This window comes from Arthrobacter sp. S2(2024), assembly GCF_036662515.1.
Taxonomy (GTDB): Bacteria; Actinomycetota; Actinomycetes; order Actinomycetales; family Micrococcaceae; genus Arthrobacter.
The window spans coordinates 236,634-249,195 of sequence record NZ_JAYKZI010000004.1; the positions used below are offsets into that span (position 1 = coordinate 236,634).

The 12,562-nt window shown below is 63.8% G+C and carries 14 protein-coding genes; 7 read left to right on the top strand and 7 right to left on the bottom strand.

The genetic code is table 11. From position 1 onward, the window contains the following. The first annotated feature begins 29 nt into the window (after positions 1 to 29). On the top strand, positions 30 to 629 hold the full coding sequence (gene recR / locus VLA65_RS10525; RefSeq protein ID WP_028265726.1) for a recombination mediator RecR: 600 nt from the start codon (positions 30 to 32) through the stop codon (positions 627 to 629). Positions 630 to 689: 60 nt separating this feature from the next. Here recR and VLA65_RS10530 read toward each other — a convergent pair whose 3' ends face one another. Next, entirely contained in the window at positions 690 to 1,877 is a 1,188-nt protein-coding gene (locus VLA65_RS10530; protein ID WP_332602472.1) for an ABC transporter permease, read from the bottom strand. Continuing rightward, positions 1,874 to 2,830 (bottom strand): ABC transporter ATP-binding protein, encoded by a 957-nt coding sequence (locus VLA65_RS10535; protein ID WP_332602473.1) that lies wholly within the window; start codon positions 2,828 to 2,830, stop codon positions 1,874 to 1,876. The genes VLA65_RS10530 and VLA65_RS10535 overlap by 4 nt, the downstream gene beginning before the upstream one ends. 251 nt (positions 2,831 to 3,081) lie before the next feature. On the opposite strand from VLA65_RS10535, the gene VLA65_RS10540 reads away from it, so the two are divergent. After that, the gene (locus VLA65_RS10540) at positions 3,082 to 4,428 is read left to right on the top strand and encodes an aspartate kinase (RefSeq protein WP_332602474.1); all 1,347 of its coding nucleotides are present in this window, start codon (positions 3,082 to 3,084) and stop codon (positions 4,426 to 4,428) included. 128 nt (positions 4,429 to 4,556) lie between these two features. Here the strand turns inward: VLA65_RS10540 and VLA65_RS10545 are convergent, their stop codons facing one another. After that, entirely contained in the window at positions 4,557 to 4,736 is a 180-nt protein-coding gene (locus VLA65_RS10545) for a hypothetical protein (RefSeq protein WP_113990642.1), read from the bottom strand. A 156-nt stretch (positions 4,737 to 4,892) separates the two neighbouring features. Next, the gene (locus VLA65_RS10550; RefSeq protein WP_253257261.1) at positions 4,893 to 5,102 is read right to left on the bottom strand and encodes a hypothetical protein; all 210 of its coding nucleotides are present in this window, start codon (positions 5,100 to 5,102) and stop codon (positions 4,893 to 4,895) included. Between the two features lie 123 nt (positions 5,103 to 5,225). Here VLA65_RS10550 and VLA65_RS10555 point away from each other — a divergent pair, with 123 nt between their 5' ends. From VLA65_RS10555 to VLA65_RS10570, 4 genes are read left to right on the top strand one after another with little or no spacing between them, the layout of a single operon-like run. Further along, positions 5,226 to 5,720 (top strand): MarR family winged helix-turn-helix transcriptional regulator, encoded by a 495-nt coding sequence (locus VLA65_RS10555; RefSeq protein WP_306964157.1) that lies wholly within the window; start codon positions 5,226 to 5,228, stop codon positions 5,718 to 5,720. A gap of 15 nt (positions 5,721 to 5,735) precedes the next feature. Next, positions 5,736 to 6,305: an SSI family serine proteinase inhibitor gene (locus tag VLA65_RS10560; protein WP_332602475.1), complete on the top strand. Its 570-nt coding sequence runs from the start codon at positions 5,736 to 5,738 to the stop codon at positions 6,303 to 6,305. After that, positions 6,202 to 7,245 (top strand): 3-methyladenine DNA glycosylase, encoded by a 1,044-nt coding sequence (locus VLA65_RS10565; protein WP_442880280.1) that lies wholly within the window; start codon positions 6,202 to 6,204, stop codon positions 7,243 to 7,245. The genes VLA65_RS10560 and VLA65_RS10565 overlap by 104 nt, the downstream gene beginning before the upstream one ends. Further along, on the top strand, positions 7,242 to 7,610 hold the full coding sequence (locus VLA65_RS10570; protein ID WP_332602477.1) for a serine protease inhibitor: 369 nt from the start codon (positions 7,242 to 7,244) through the stop codon (positions 7,608 to 7,610). Before VLA65_RS10565 ends, VLA65_RS10570 begins: the two co-directional genes overlap by 4 nt. Before the next feature lie 282 nt (positions 7,611 to 7,892). Here VLA65_RS10570 and VLA65_RS10575 read toward each other — a convergent pair whose 3' ends face one another. From VLA65_RS10575 to VLA65_RS10585, 3 genes are all read right to left on the bottom strand, one after another. Beyond that, positions 7,893 to 11,066, bottom strand: coding sequence for a S8 family serine peptidase (locus VLA65_RS10575; protein ID WP_332602478.1), 3,174 nt, complete (start codon positions 11,064 to 11,066; stop codon positions 7,893 to 7,895). Positions 11,067 to 11,346: 280 nt separating this feature from the next. Next, positions 11,347 to 11,637, bottom strand: coding sequence for a DUF1540 domain-containing protein (locus VLA65_RS10580; protein ID WP_059388517.1), 291 nt, complete (start codon positions 11,635 to 11,637; stop codon positions 11,347 to 11,349). A 135-nt stretch (positions 11,638 to 11,772) separates the two neighbouring features. Further along, positions 11,773 to 11,958: a hypothetical protein gene (locus VLA65_RS10585; protein WP_059388516.1), complete on the bottom strand. Its 186-nt coding sequence runs from the start codon at positions 11,956 to 11,958 to the stop codon at positions 11,773 to 11,775. A 352-nt stretch (positions 11,959 to 12,310) separates the two neighbouring features. On the opposite strand from VLA65_RS10585, the gene purS reads away from it, so the two are divergent. After that, positions 12,311 to 12,562 carry a phosphoribosylformylglycinamidine synthase subunit PurS gene (gene purS / locus VLA65_RS10590; RefSeq protein WP_028265707.1) on the top strand — a complete coding sequence of 84 codons (252 nt, stop codon included), beginning with the start codon at positions 12,311 to 12,313 and terminating at the stop codon, positions 12,560 to 12,562.

Below are 12,562 nucleotides of genomic sequence, written 5' to 3' on the forward strand. Positions count from 1 at the left end.
GGCGTCCACACCGAACGAACGAGGACATTGTGTACGAAGGCGCAGTACAAGAGCTGATCGACGAGCTCGGCCGGCTCCCCGGCGTCGGGCCGAAGTCGGCGCAGCGCCTGGCCTTCCACATCCTCGAGGCCGATCCCGAGGACATGAAGCGGTTGGTCGCGGCCATCACCACCGTCAAGGAACGGGTGAAGTTCTGCACCGTCTGCGGCAACGTCACCGAGCAGGAGCTGTGCAACATCTGCCGCGATCCGCGACGCGACCCCTCGGTGATCTGCGTGGTCGAAGAATCCAAGGATGTCCTGGCTGTGGAACGCACGCGGTCCTTCCGCGGCCGGTACCACGTCCTCGGCGGCGCCATCAATCCGATCGCAGGTATCGGGCCTGAGCAGCTCCGTATCCGCGAGCTGCTGACACGGCTCAACGACGGCGCCATCCAGGAAATCATCATCGCGACCGACCCCAACCTCGAAGGCGAAGCGACGGCCACCTACCTGGCCCGCATGCTGAAGTCGATCGGCATCACCGTCACCAGGCTTGCTTCCGGCCTCCCGGTGGGCGGAGACCTGGAGTATGCGGACGAAGTCACCCTCGGTAGGGCCTTCGAGGGCCGCCGCAACGCCCTCATGTAGGCGGCTCGCTTCCAGGAACACCCCCGACGCCGTTGCGGACCCCTAAGCGAGCCGCCCGGTTTAAGCGAGCCGCGTCCCGCTGGCCAGCCGGCCTGCTGGCGTCCGCAGCGAACGCCAACCGAGCCACATGAGCAGCCCCGCCAGGACCAATTGCAGGCCGAGTCCCAGTGGCCACAAAGGCGTTGTCTGCTTGAGGTACTGCGGCTGCGGCACGCCGTTTGCACATAGGTAAGAGTGCTCCGGCCCGGCGAGCGCGGACCTGGCACCCTGGCTGATGCCCTCGATCATCCCGACCGAGTAGAACGCCGTCCCGCTCCGGTCCGGATACGGAATGGCGTCGGCCACCACCACGTAGGGATTCAACGCGAGCATCCACGCAACGCGTTCGGTCCGGACGGCCGGGTGCTCCACCAAGGGCCCCTCGCAGGTGTATGCCGGCTGCGCTGGTTCCGTCGGCTGCTGATTCGGCTGCACAGGCGCATACAAAACGCCACGGCCAACGGGAGAGTTGGCCAATACCGTGCCCTGCGCCAGTTGCGATCCCAGTCCGAAGGAAATCAACGAGCCGACCACCAGCGCCGCGACTACCAAGTAGGTCACCACGATCGAGAACAGTGGCCGCCCGGCAAGCGCCGAAATCCCCACTCCGATCCCGCACACAACGGCCAGTTCTACCGCCAGCATCAACAAGGAAACCGCCACGTGCCCAGGGGTCAGCCCGCCCTGGAACATGCCGAACACAAGGAACGGGGCGCTTGTCGCCAGGAAGGCGAGCGCCGCGAGCCATCCCGCGCAGAACTTGCCCCAAAGAATCTGGCCAGGGGTCAGCAAGGTGATTTGCAGGATGGCGAGCGTGCCCCCGGCCCGGTCTCCATTGATGGCATTGGCGGACAGCGCAGGTGCCACAAGCAGGGCAAAGAGGAGCACGAAGGCCAGCACGACCTCGAAGATCATGGACCCGGCTCCGTCCTGGGGCGCCAGCGCCGAAGGCGGCATCGTGGAACGCCGCGCTTCCATGCTCGCGTTCCAGGCGAGCCACGTCAGCCACGTCACTACCGCGATGACAAAGAACCAGATGCCCAACATGATGTACCAGCCGCGGGAGCGCAACCGTTGTTTCATCTCGAGGACCACGACGTCGCGTATTCCCCCAAGGTAGCCGACGACGGCGCTCCAGCCTCCCGTAGCTCCCTGCGGTCCCGCCGGAGGTCCCGCTGAAACAGGCACGGATTCACTCACGTCGCTCATGGCCTCTCCGTATCCAGGTTCATGTACGTCTCTTCCAACGCACCGGCTGCGGGGGCGAAGGAAACTACTCTGATGCCGGACCGGACGAGTTCGCCCAAGAGGGCGGCAGCGCCGTCGTCGTGCGTCAAAAGCAAGGTGACCGACGGGCGGCGGCCCGCTTCCACCCGGTGTTCCAGTCCGAGTTCGCTGAGCTTTGCGGTGAGGGCCGCATTGTCGAGGGTTGTGATCGCGTAGCGCCGGCCCTGCAGGGCCGCCTCCTCAAGGGTCTGCTGTTTCACGGTCCGGCCCTGGCTGACGAACACCGCTCCGTCCGCGATTTCATCGAGCTCACTGAGTACGTGGGAGGAAACCACCACGGCTTTCCCTTCCCCGGCCAGGCGGCGCAGCAGGTTTCGGAGCTCCACTCGGGATCCCGGGTCGAGGCCGGACGCTGGCTCGTCGAGCAGAAGCACGGACGGGTCGTGGATGAGGGCCCGGGCCAGGCTGAGCCGTTGTTGCTGGCCCCTGGAGAGGACCCGGGCGGGCTGGTCGGCAAGGGTGTCCAGCCGGACAAGTTCGAGCAAGCCGGCAACACGCTGGGCGATGCCTGCCCTGGGCAGGCGGTAGAAGCGCGCCATCTGGACCAGGATTTCGCGTGCAGTCAAGGACTCCCACACCCCCAGGGTGTCCGGCATCCAACCGATCCGAAGCCGCGCGGCCGCGCTGTGGTGCAAGGGATCCAAGCCGTTGATCCGAATGGTCCCGGAGTCGGGCCGCAGAAGCGAGGCAAGCATGAGAAGGAGCGTCGTTTTGCCTGCGCCATTGGGCCCAATGAGCGCCGTGACCTTCCCTGGCGGGGCGTGGAAATCGATGTGCTCGACGGCGTGAACCGTGCCAAAGCGGCGTGAGACGCCTTCCGCGGATACTCCCGGGGCGTCACCAACCGGGACTCTTGAACTTTCAGCTATGGACATGCTCTACTCACCTGTTTCCCCCAAACAGAACAAGTACGCTTCAACTCCCGTGAGCCCACATGCCCGCAGGCTGCGTATTTCTTGATCGTACGCCAAGCCGAAACCGCTCGGCGTGCACCCAAGGGCCGAGATTTGGTCACAATTCCCCCGCCCGCCGCGCCCGGCGATAAACTGGCCACATAAGCCACGTAGCCGTGCCGCTACCTGGCCACGCAACGTATGATCCCCAATTGAGCAGTGAGGGTGCGCGCATGAGTTTGCCCACTACCGATGTGAAAACCGAAGACCTGACCGCGCAGCCTGCCAAGACCAAGCAGCTGATCGTGCAGAAGTTCGGCGGCTCCTCGGTGTCCGATGCAGAAGGCATCAAGCGTGTTGCCCGCCGCGTTGTTGACGCACAAAAGGCCGGCAACGAGGTTGTCGTAGTGGTTTCCGCCATGGGAGACACCACGGACGAGCTCCTGGACCTCGCCGCCCAAGTCACCGATTCTGCTCCCGCCCGTGAGATGGACATGCTCCTCTCCGCAGGCGAGCGCATCTCCATGGCCCTGCTCGCCATGGCCATCAACAAGTTCGGTGCCTCCGCCCAGTCGTTCACCGGCTCGCAGGCCGGCATGATCACGGACGGCATCCACGGGAAGGCGCGCATCATCGACGTCGACCCCCACCGCATCCGCACCGCTTTGGACAAGGGACACATCGCCATCGTGGCCGGCTTCCAGGGTATGACCCGGAGCACGCGGGAGATCACTACCCTTGGCCGCGGCGGATCCGACACCACTGCGGTGGCCCTCGCAGCCGCGCTCGAAGCAGACGTCTGCGAAATCTACACGGACGTCGACGGCATCTACACCGCGGACCCCCGCGTGGTCTCCACTGCCACGAAGATCGACCGTATTTCCAGCGAGGAAATGCTGGAACTGGCAGCTTCCGGCGCCAAGATCCTGCACTTGCGTTGCGTGGAATACGCCCGCCGATTCGGCGTGCCCCTGCACGTCCGGTCCTCATTCAGCCAGAACGAAGGCACCTGGGTCCTGCCCAGCGCCGATGACAAGATCACGATTCAAGAGGGAGTTGCCTTGGAGCAGCCAATCATCTCCGGTGTTGCACACGACCGTTCAGAAGCCAAGGTCACCGTGGTCGGCGTCCCGGACATCCCCGGCAAGGCCGCCGCGATTTTCCAGGTCATCGCCAAAGCACATTCGAACATCGACATGATCGTCCAGAACGTGTCCACGCACGGTACCGGCCGCACGGATATTTCCTTCACCCTGCCCATCGTGGAAGGCGCCGACGCCCTCACCGCCCTCCGTGCTGCGCAGCCTGAAATCGGCTTCGAGAGCATCGAATACAACGAGAACGTCGGCAAGCTTTCGCTGATCGGCGCCGGCATGCGTTCGCACCCGGGCGTCTCCGCCACCTTCTTCAAGGCGCTCTCCGACGCAGGCATCAACATCAACATGATTTCCACCTCGGAGATCCGCATCTCCGTGGTCACGCACGCCGATCTGCTGGATGACGCAGTGCGCGCCATCCACAAGGCGTTCGAGCTCGACGGCGACGCCGAGGCAACCGTCTATGGCGGCAGCGGCCGCTAGACGAACTCCGCCGCCGGGCGCCCGCCGTCGGGCACCCGCCGTCGGAATCTGGAGTACTTAACGTGAAAGAACCGGAGCTTGTGCTCCGGTTCTTTTGCTTTCCTGCGGCTTTGGAGCCGCGAGCGGCTTCAGGCGCCTTCCTTGCGGACTCCGTAGTGGTGGCCCTGGTCGTCCGTTTCGACGACGAAATGCCCTAGGTCTTCTTCCGACGCCGTCTCGAAGTCGTCATGCTTGTGGACTACGGGCGCATCAATGTCGCCCCGGGTTGCCGGGCCGAACCAGAAACGCAGTCGATCGGTTACCCTCATGAAACTATCGAGTGCATGTCCCACAATTCCCACCTCCTTCCCCGCTGCGAGGTCCAGCCGCACGGTTGGAGCTGAGTGGTTCCAGTGAGGCCAATTTTACGCCCGGAACCGGCAAAAGGCCCGGGGTCGGCGTCGATCGCTGAGAGCGAGAAGCCCCTAGCGAAGGGACTTGTCGTCCGGGTTCTTGGGGACCACGTAGGTGCTGCCGTCCGGCCGGCGGACGGTCTCCCATTGCTGCGCTTCGGCCTGGCGCCGCACGAGGAGACGCTTGTTCTCCTCGGTCATTTCATGATCCAGGGAACTGCTGTGCGCCGGTCCGAAAATGATCCGAAGCTTGCCAGTTGCGCGCATGAATCTCTGGGTCATGGTCTCTTTGGCCACCGGGTCTACCCTCTCTCAAAAGGATGTTGTGGTTAAGAGTACACTAACAATTAGTGCACTAACTATTGGCCGGCGCAGTCCGGTCATCGACACGGAACGGAGCAAGCCATGGCCGCACCCATTGCCCCCGAAACCGCCGCCCCGCCTGAAGACGACCTTCTACTCGAGCGCCAATTGTGCTTCGCCCTGACCGTGGCGTCGCGGAGCGTGGTGGGCGTCTACAAGCCGGTGCTTGAAAAGATGGGGCTGACCCATCCCCAGTACCTCGTGATGCTCGCCCTATGGGAACGCAGTCCGCGCACGCTCAAGGACATCAGTGAGGCACTCCTGCACGAGCCTGCCACCCTTTCGCCCATCCTGCGCCGGCTCGAAGAAGCAGGATTCGTCACCCGCAACCGCATCCACGGAAACGAACGGGCACTTGCCATCACCTTGACGGAAGCCGGCTCCGCCCTCAGGCAACAGGCGACGGCCGTGCCGGGAACCATCATGGAGCGGCTCCAACTCACGCGTGCCGAAGTAGCGGAACTGCACCGTGCAATGACCGGGCTCATCGCGGCCACGCAACACCCCACTGCCGGTGCGGGCGATAAACTGGCATAAATCAAGGAGAACCCCATGCGCCTGCGAATAGTCCGGTCTGTGTTGGCCGTCGTCGCCGTCGCCGGTCTTGCCGCCTGCACGCCCGGCCCCGGGGGCGGTTCGCCCAGCAGTTCGGCGCCTGGTAGCAGCACGTCATCCCCGCCGTCGGGCAGCCCTACCGGGCTTTTGCCCGACGAAACGGCGTCTCCCAGCGGCAAACCGACTCCTTCGATCTCCCCCACGGCGCCCGGCTCTCCCGGCTCCGCAGAGGCCGAGCTTTCCATCATCGTCAAGCTCTCCGCTTCGGCAGCCCCTGAAAGCTACACGCTCGTCTGCACCGGCGGCGTCCCCTCCGCGGAAAGCCACCACCCCACCGCAGCCGCAGCATGCGCCGCCCTGAAAAAGAACCCCGCCCTTCTCACGCGCACGCCGCGCTCCAGCGACCAGGTCTGCGACCAGCGTTACGGCGGACCCCAGACGGCAATAGTCACCGGGGCCGTTGATGGCGTGGGCGTCGAGTCCTCCTACAAGCTCACGGACGGCTGCGAAATTGCCGCGTGGGCCGCCGTCGCCGACATCCTTGGTTCAAGCGGTGCCGGAGCTTAAGTACAAGCACGTCCCGCAAGAGGAATGGCTCGCGCTGGAGGCTGCCCACCACGCCCGCGTCGAACGCTATGCCAAGCCCTACTTGGCCCGGCGCTCCGCAGGCGAGAAACATCCCGTCGAAGACTTCCTCTTCACGTACTACACCCAGAAGCCCGGCCAGCTGCTGCGCTGGCACCCGGGCGACGGCGTCGTCCTCTCCGGCCCCAAAGCCGCTGAGCGGGCCGGGTGGAAGTACTACCGAGTGCTCGACGACGGCGCGCTGGCGGCCGCGGGGCTGCCCGCCGGTACCGTTGCCGTCACCTTCGATCGCAGCCGCTTCGTGGCCGACCGCACCGAAGCCATCCGCTTCGCCGGCATCATCCTTGCCGGAACCGTAGCGCGGCCCGCCCAGTTTGGTTGCTTCGGACTCCACGAGTGGGCCATGGTCTACCGCCAGGACAAGTTCGATCTTCGCCACGAATACCTCAAGCTGCGCCTCGGTTCCGAAGGCACTGACACCGTGGTGGAAGACAACCGGATCCGCTGCTCGCACTTCGACGCCTTCCGTTTCTACACGCCGGACGCCATTCCGCTCAACGAACTCACCCCGACACGGGACAACCAGCGCACCATGGAGCAACCGGGCTGCCTGCACGCCAACATGGACCTCTACAAATGGGCGTACAAACTGACGCCGGCCTTACCGAGCGAGTTGGTGATGGACTGTTTCGAACTGTCCTGGCGGATCCGGGCCATGGACATGCAGGCCTCGCCCTACGACCTTGAAGAGTGGGGATACCCGGCCATCAGGATCGAGACACCACAAGGCAAGGCCGAGTACGTTGAGTATCAGAGGGCGTTCGCTGCCGAGGCCCAAGCGCTCCGTGCGCGGGTCCTCGACCACGTGCGGCCGCTCCTGGATCTCCTGGTACAAACACCGTCTCACGAAGGACAGCGATGACTTCAAGCACAAAGTACGACGTCGAGCTCACCATCACGCTGACGGAGGCACCGGGCGCCGCGGACTACGAGTTCGTCCTGCTCGGCTCGGGCGGCGAAGTCTCCGAAGGCTCGACCCTTCCGGACCCCCGGGCGGCGCTTGCCGCCGTCGAGCAGTTCGGCGAGGAGATCTTCTTTCCCGTTCCCCGGCCGGACCGCATATGCACCCAGCAATACGGTGGTCCGCAAGTGGCCTTGGTGACCGGCCGGTTCCGCGGGCGCGAGGTCAGCAGCCGCTTCAGCCGGACGGACGGCTGCGAAATCGCCCGTTGGCGCACCATGGCCGCCCTCCTCGGCGGCGTGGCAGGATCCACGGGAAGCATCTAACTCCCCACCCAACGCCCGCTCACAAACAACCGTCCCGAGCCGGACGCCCGCTCACAAACAACCGTCCCGAGCCGGACGCCCGCTCACAAACAAGTGCCCCCCAGCCGGACGCCCGCTCACTTCATCTGCAAGAAGGTTCCGCCGTTTGGCCATTAAGGTGAGCGAGCGTCCGGCAAAAGGGACATATAGGTGAGCGAGCGTCCGGGGGGACGATAAGAAAGCGGCCGGCGGGATATCCCGCCGGCCGCTGCCTCGCATATCCGTCAGACCATTAATGCCGCGCTACGGCGCGTTGTTTGACTGGTCCTCCCCCGCGTTCTGCAGTTTGCCCTTGCCGTGTTCGCCTTCCTGGTCATCGTTCGGCACCACGGACACGGTGCCGCTTGCCGAGACCAGGACGGACACAAACGTCGGCGCGCTGGTGCCGTCAAAAGTGAGTCGGCCGATGTAGGAACCCGGAGTCAGGTTGTTCCACGCGAAAGTGAGCTTCCCGGATTTGCCGTTCTTCATCTTGATCGGGTTGGGCGTGACCGTGGCGTTGCCTTGGTTCGCGCCCAGGATCGCGGCGTCAACGCTGGCCTTGGTGGGCCGGTTGTTAGGGCTTGCATATAGGTTCGCGATGATGGTGTACGTTCCAGGCTGGGGGTTGTCGAGCGAGAGCGACTCACTGGCACTCGGTGTCGCTGCCGTGAACAACTGGCCCGACGGCGACAGGACATACAGATCGAAATCCGCCGTGGGATCGGAGGAAATCACCGAGAACTTCGCGAACGCCGCTCCGGGCGGAACCGTGGCGGTCTTGACGAAGTTCGAGGCGTTGTTCGCAACAGCCACGGGACCCGGAACAAGTTCCGCGGCCGAGGAATCAGCCTTGGAGAGACCGTCAATGGTCACAGCAGTGGGTGAGTCGGAACCGGAAACGATGTTGATGTCCGCCGATCCGCTTGCCTCCTGGGACGTGAAGGCGACGCTCTTGGAGGCCAGCACCGACTGCGGACGGACCGCAATTGGAGAGACCACCGACTTGTTGGCACCTTCCCACTTCAGGGATCCCATCGCGAAAGTACCCAGTGCGGCCGTCTTGTTTTCGAAGGTCACCTTGAAGGTCTTCTTCTGGCCGACTTCGTTGAAGTTCAGCACGGACGGAGTGACCTTGACGTCAACGCCGGGGACATTGACTGTGGCCCGGTATTGTCCCGGAGTCAGGGCGGTGACGGTGCGGGTGACCTCGATCCTGCCCGCGAGGTTACCCAGGGCGAACGAGGGGAGGTTCATGTCGCGGGGCAGTGTCGAGCCCAGCCCCGGCTTGCCGAGATCGACGCCGGTACCCTGGATGAACTTCAGGTAGTCCTCGGTTCCGGCATCGTAGACCAGGCCCGGTTCCAGCACGCTGGCAGGGTTCATTTCTCCCGCACCGGTGGCGAAGACGTCCTGGTTCTTGCTTCCATCGGCCAGCTTGACGTCACTCGCCGTCGTCATCATGGCCGACTTGACCGTCGCAGGGGACCAATCGGGATTCTTCGCCAGGATCAAGGCTCCGAAACCTGCAATGTGCGGGGACGCCATGGAGGTACCGGACATGAATCCGTACTCATCACCTTTGCTGCCGATCGGCGAAACACCCGCGAGCACCGCAACGCCGGGAGCCGAGACGTCCGGCTTGAGGAGATCCGAATCGGTGGCGAGGAGCGGGCCGCGGGAGGAGAATCCGGCGATCTGCGGCTGGGCCTCGAGCGGAAGACCGGTGGTGTCGTGGTCAACCAGGGAAATAGTAAGTGCCGAGTTGGCCGCGACCTTGTCCTTGATGGCCTGCGAGGCGGGAGGATTCACGTGGACAGTAGGCACCGCGTGCTTGTCCGTGTCCAACGAGGAACTGGTGAGGTTCACCAGGATCATGCCCACGCCGCCACCGCGGAGCACCTCGGCGCTCTTCGCGACGCGGTCAACCACTCCACGGTCACACACCACTACCTTGCCGGCGATTTTCGCCGGGTCCAGGGACCCAGGCGCGCAAAGTGCCGCGTTACCGGCGCCTAAGGCGGCGTTTGCGGAAAGCACGACGCCGGCCCCGCTCACCTGGTGGTTCATGATGCTGGCTCCGCGGAACTTGGTGCCGTCGGAGAATTCGACCGTTCCCTGGAGTTCCTGGGAGAAGGAAGTAGCCGCAACCGTGGTCATCCAGGGTGCGCCGTGGTTGACGGTGCTGGCCTGAGGTCCCGAGTTACCCGCGGATGCCGCCACAAAGATGCCGGCCGACGCAGCAGAGAGGAACGCGAGCGAAACCGGGTCGGTGGTGGTGTCCGTGGCGCCTGAAATGGAGTAATTCAGGACGTCCACGCCGTCGGCGATGGCCTGGTCAATGGCGGCGATGGCCGCGGAACTGTAGCAACCGCCCGTATTGGGGTCGGTGTCTTCCCAGCACACCTTGTAGATGGAGAGCTTGGCAGCTGGTGCCACGCCGCTCGTCTTGCCGAAGCTCCGGCCATCCACGAACGTTTCCACGCCAGGGTTGCCGGCGGCGGTGCTGGCCGTGTGCGTACCGTGGCTCACGACGTCGATGGGCGAGATTTGTTCCTGGGGTGCCCGTTGGGCTGGCGGAACCGTCTGGAGGAAGGCATCTGCGAAGTAGTGGGCGGCGAGGACTTTGGAATTGCAGGCAGTTCCGTCAAAGGCCGCTCCGGTGTCGGTGCCTTTCTGGCACTCGCCGACGAAGGTGTCTCCGTTGGCCTTCAGCATGGCGATCTTGCCGTCACCCGTGCGGTACGGGACGCCCACCTGGGGGTCCCCGACCAGCGGCTGGACGGGATCGCCGGCGAAGAACTTGCTTGTGGGCGTGTAGCCGGTGTCGATGACGCCCACCACGGTGCCTTTGCCGGCCTGGTCCTGGCCGCCGAACTGGGTATTCCAAGCACCATTCGGTCCGCTGAGGTTGAGGAAATCGGTGGTGGAGTAGTCAGGAGCAGACTGCGTGTCCGGGGCCACGAGGAGAACATCGGGATTCTTCGCGAGATTGACCGCCTGGTTCGCGGAAAGCGTGGCGCTAAAGCCGTTGATGGCTGTGGTGTAGTCGCGGTTGATGGTTACGCTCTGCTGCTTGGCCACGTCCTGCTGCTTCTGCTGCAAGTGGGCCTGGTACTGCTTCACTTCGGCCTTGCCGACATCCAGTTTCTTGCCCGCCTGCGGCTTGGTGGGCACATAGCCGGGGGTTCCGCCGTCGTAAGTTGCCGCTGGCTTCTCTGCCAGCACCACAACGTAACGGCCATCCTGGTAAGACTTGGGGTCGACATTGCGGGCAACTCCCACGGCCGTTGATCCGAGGACCGTTGAACCGGAAGCGGGCGCTGCTTGTGCGGGTGTCAACGCCACCGAGGAGAGCAGAACCGGTAATCCGACGGCTAGCGCCGCAGCTTTTCGAAGCCCCCCGCTTCCAATGAAGCTCTTTCCTTGTGAATTCACGAGTGATTGCACCTTTCCGGGCGATCGTGGCGGTCATGTCAAGATCAATCAACAAAGGATGGGCACCGATTGACAGTTCTTGTAATCAGGTAAAGCCCAGCCGATTCATAGAGTACAGAGCGATAGTCGAATATGACATAGGACACATTTCACGTTTTTTGTCATGTCATTCGGCATCAGAATACATCCGCACGCAGCAGCGGGCACGCCCCCGTCGGAAGGGGACGTGCCCGCTGTGCGGATATTCAAATATTCAGGCGAAGACGGACTGAAAGGCGCCTCAGGCGTGCTGGTACGTCAAGCAATCAGCCGCTTCGGCACCGGGGCCGATCCGGACATCGTGGGCCTCGCACATGAGGTTGTTGTTGTGGGTGCATTCCGAGCGCTGGCAGGCACCGACATGCGCCAGGACTTTGGGGAGTCCTCCCATGAGCGTGGTGTCAATGAAGGTGGCGCAGGATGCGTGGTCCGCGGTTCCGCCAATGGTGATCCCGAAGGCAGTGCAGCCATGATGGTTGAATCCACAGCTGCCAACGCTGCAGGCGGATACTTCGGCGACGTGTTCGGTCATTGCTCCTCCTGGTGGACGGGGAATTTCCTGGACAGTAATTCCAAGCTACTCCCGAATACGCGCCTTTAACCCGGAGGATTAGCGCATTTGCGCGTACCCTATTGCGCTCAACGTGGCGCCAGCGGGCAGGCCGCGCTAGGAATGGATCCCTCGCAACGCGTCGCTGATTTTGGCCCTCGTCGAAGCATCCGGCGGGACGGAAATGCGGTTTTCCCGGGCCGCCCGGTCCGCCATGATCCTTTGGAAAACCATCCTCCCCAGGCCGGCAAATACAGCGGCAAGGACCACGGGCAAAACCATCGACTTAGCGTTCTCGGCCATGCCGCAATCCTAGTGAGCCAAACCACCTCCGGCCAGAGCCGCCGTCGTTCGGTGGCCAGAGCCGCCGTCGTTCATCCAAAACCCCCGACGACGGCGGGGCGCCGCCGCCAATTGGCGCGTACCTTTTGCTTGGTAGCCACCTCTTCACCGATCTCCCGCAAATAGGGTATGTAGCGATTTGGCCGGTAGAATGGGCATGCAAGCTCGCGGAGCGCCCCCCTTATTCCGTAAGACCCTGCCGTTAAACACTGTTGCTGAACACTGTTTGGAGGCAGTTCCGGCGTGAGACGGCACCACTCCGCGGCAGCCTTTAACCAAGGTTTAACCAACGCTCACGCACAGGAGTTACCGGATGCCCCGGATCGTCGTCGACGTCATGCCCAAGCCCGAGATTCTGGACCCTCAGGGGAAGGCCATCGTGGGCGCACTGCCCCGCCTCGGCTTCACCAGCTTTAGCGCTGTCCGCCAAGGCAAGCGCTTCGAACTGACCGTTGACGGCGAGGTGACCGATGCCATCCTCGCCCAAGCCCGTGAGGCCGCCGAGACCCTGCTGTCCAACCCGGTGATCGAAGACGTCGTCAACGTCGAGGTCGTCGAGGCCTGA

What these genes read in the sequence shown, in the direction of transcription:
- VLA65_RS10540 (WP_332602474.1), top strand. Translation starts at nt 3,082, where the DNA reads ATGAGTTTGCCCACTACCGATGTGAAAACCGAAGACCTGACCGCGCAG.
- VLA65_RS10560 (WP_332602475.1), top strand. Translation starts at nt 5,736, where the DNA reads ATGCGCCTGCGAATAGTCCGGTCTGTGTTGGCCGTCGTCGCCGTCGCC.
- VLA65_RS10535 (WP_332602473.1), bottom strand. Translation starts at nt 2,830, where the DNA reads ATGTCCATAGCTGAAAGTTCAAGAGTCCCGGTTGGTGACGCCCCGGGA.
- VLA65_RS10585 (WP_059388516.1), bottom strand. Translation starts at nt 11,958, where the DNA reads ATGGCCGAGAACGCTAAGTCGATGGTTTTGCCCGTGGTCCTTGCCGCT.
- VLA65_RS10565 (WP_442880280.1), top strand. Translation starts at nt 6,202, where the DNA reads ATGGCGTGGGCGTCGAGTCCTCCTACAAGCTCACGGACGGCTGCGAAA.
- VLA65_RS10570 (WP_332602477.1), top strand. Translation starts at nt 7,242, where the DNA reads ATGACTTCAAGCACAAAGTACGACGTCGAGCTCACCATCACGCTGACG.
- VLA65_RS10550 (WP_253257261.1), bottom strand. Translation starts at nt 5,102, where the DNA reads ATGACCCAGAGATTCATGCGCGCAACTGGCAAGCTTCGGATCATTTTC.
- VLA65_RS10530 (WP_332602472.1), bottom strand. Translation starts at nt 1,877, where the DNA reads ATGAGCGACGTGAGTGAATCCGTGCCTGTTTCAGCGGGACCTCCGGCG.
- VLA65_RS10580 (WP_059388517.1), bottom strand. Translation starts at nt 11,637, where the DNA reads ATGACCGAACACGTCGCCGAAGTATCCGCCTGCAGCGTTGGCAGCTGT.
- VLA65_RS10545 (WP_113990642.1), bottom strand. Translation starts at nt 4,736, where the DNA reads ATGAGGGTAACCGATCGACTGCGTTTCTGGTTCGGCCCGGCAACCCGG.
- VLA65_RS10555 (WP_306964157.1), top strand. Translation starts at nt 5,226, where the DNA reads ATGGCCGCACCCATTGCCCCCGAAACCGCCGCCCCGCCTGAAGACGAC.
- purS (WP_028265707.1), top strand. Translation starts at nt 12,311, where the DNA reads ATGCCCCGGATCGTCGTCGACGTCATGCCCAAGCCCGAGATTCTGGAC.